Annotated in this window: 3 protein-coding genes; 2 read left to right on the top strand and 1 reads right to left on the bottom strand. The window is 66.2% G+C overall.

What is annotated here, in order from left to right:
* Positions 1–592: MFS transporter (locus ACXJKH_RS18945; RefSeq protein ID WP_457321695.1), on the bottom strand; the 592-nt coding region annotated here is incomplete at its 3' end.
* Positions 593–740: 148 nt separating this feature from the next.
* Between ACXJKH_RS18945 and ACXJKH_RS18940 the strand changes: the two genes are divergently transcribed.
* Positions 741–1,412 carry a hypothetical protein gene (locus ACXJKH_RS18940; protein WP_457321693.1) on the top strand — a complete coding sequence of 224 codons (672 nt, stop codon included), beginning with the start codon at positions 741–743 and terminating at the stop codon, positions 1,410–1,412.
* 64 nt (positions 1,413–1,476) lie between these two features.
* Positions 1,477–2,280, top strand: an 804-nt coding sequence (locus ACXJKH_RS18935; protein ID WP_457321691.1) for an IclR family transcriptional regulator, incomplete at its 3' end; no start/stop codon positions are given.

Below are 2,280 nucleotides of genomic sequence, written 5' to 3'. Positions count from 1 at the left end.
CGTAGAAGGCCAGCAGTGCCGGCAGCAGGCCGACCGCGAACACCCAGCGCCAGCCGTACATCGGCACCACCACAGCCGCGACGATGGCCGCCGCCGCATAGCCTGCCGCGAACGCGCTCTGGATCCACGCCATCACCTTGCCGCGGTGCTGGGCCGGCCAGGTTTCGCTGACCAGCGCCGAACCGGCCGACCATTCGCCGCCGACACCCAGGCCGACGATGACCCGGAACAGCATCAGCTGGCCAAGCGTGTCCGAGAGCCCACACAACGCAGTGCCGATCGAGTAACAGATGATGCTGAGGATCATCGACTTGGCGCGCCCCATGCGGTCGGCCAGGAACCCGAACAGCAACCCGCCGGCGGCGGTCGCCAGCAGGGTGGCCGACATCACCATTCCCGCGTCGGACTTGTCGAACCCCAGGTCGGCACTGACGTGCTTGATGACCATGGCGAACAGCATCAGATCCATGATGTCCAGCGCCCAGCCGAGATAGGCCGACCGGAAGGTGCCCCACTGCTGCTGGGTGGCGCCTTGCCACCAGCGTTTGTTGCTGGCGTCGCCTGATGGCGACGTGGACGTACTACTGGCCATTTGTTCCCCCTCCGGAATTTTTGGCGGTTGCGATGTATCGGCAATCGATACCGATGGGCGACTATAGACCACAATTTTGGGAAACGGAACATATACGATACGGCGGTATCGCTATACGATACGTCCACACTTCCGAAGGTTTACGCCCATGTCCGATCTCATCCTGCGCCTCCACGAAGACCGCCTGCCTGCGGGCTGCCCGCCGATCCACCTCCCGGCACTGCCGCGTGCGGTGTATGTGCGCTCGGGTGGGTTGGCCGTCGACGGGCACGATCAAGGACAGTGGCTCGGCGAAGGCCACGCCTCCGTCGCGCAGGAGGAGACCACCCTCATCAATGGCGCCGAAGAGACGGTCTTGTGGCGCTGGGAACTGAGCGATGCCGTGGCATCCGGCCCGGGCGCCCTGCCCTCTGCGCCCGCGGCCGCCAGCACGTTGAAGCTGGAAGCGCCGGTACAGTTGGACCCGCGCTTCAGCTGGCTGATGCGGTGCGACCGGGTCGAGTTCCCGCCGGCCGGGGTAGCGCTCACCCACGTGCATCAAGGGCCGGGAATTCGCATCTGCCTCAGCGGCGAGATCCATATCGAAACGCTCGGCCAAGCGCATGCCTATCCTGCCGGGGAAGCCTGGTTCGAACTGGGGCACGCCCCGGTGCTGGCGCCAACCACAGAGCGCGAACCGACCACCTTCATCCGCTGCTTCCTGCTTCCCCGTCAGGTGAAAGGCCGCAGTTCCATCCGCTACGTGCATGCCGCGGACGCCGCGGCCAAGAAGGTTCAGCAGTACCGGGTTTTCGCAGAGCGATACATCGACCTGCCGTGAGCCGGTTGACCGTGAGGTAATCTAGCGCCTGCCGCACGTCCCTCGAGTTCGCCAGAAGGTTCCCATGCCCCGCCAGACGCCCAGTGCCATCAAGGAAATCAACGCCAGCGACGGCGCGGACGTCATCGAATCGGGGGCGTCCGAGCTGGGCGCGGAACTCGGGCTTCCCACCGCCATCGTCTCGCTGAAAGTCATCGAGGCGCTGGCTGCCGCCCCTGCCGGGCTGGGCGTCACCCGTCTCGCCGAGATGCTCGGCATGCCTAAGGCCCGCATCCACCGCCACCTCAGCATGCTGCGCGAGCACGGCTATGTCGGCCAGGACCCGCGCACGAACCAGTATCGGGTCGGCTGGCAGATGTTCCTGCTCGGGCGTGCCTGCACCAGCCGCTTCGACGTGATGTCGCTGGCCAAGCCGGTGCTGGAGCGCCTGCGCGACCAGGTCGGGCAGACCGTGGTCATCGCCACCTACTCGGACAATGAGGTGGTGGTGATCGACTTCCTGCGCGGCACCGCGCCGGTGGAGATTAGCCTTCGGCCCGGGACGCGGTTCCATCTGAACACCGTCGCCCAGGGCAAGGTGGTACTGGCCTTCGCACCGGAGAGCGTTCGACAGCAGTTCCTGGATCAGCCGCTGCAGTCCTGCACGCCTCGAACCATCACCGATCCTGATCGACTGCGCGCCGAGATCGAGCTGGTGCGTCGCCGCGGCTGGGCCGACGCGCCGGAAGAGCTCTACATCGGCGTCAACGCGCTGGCCGCGCCACTGCTGCAGGCCAACGGCGAACTGTTCGGCACGGTGGCGATCATCGGTTCGATCCACTACCTGCCCGGAACGCCGGAGCCGGCGCATGTGCAGGCGTTGCTGGAG

The sequence above is a fragment of the Stenotrophomonas sp. P5_B8 genome (genome assembly GCF_054049855.1).
The sequence above is the reverse complement of the archived record's forward strand: the minus strand, read 5'-3'. Positions and strand labels throughout refer to the sequence as shown.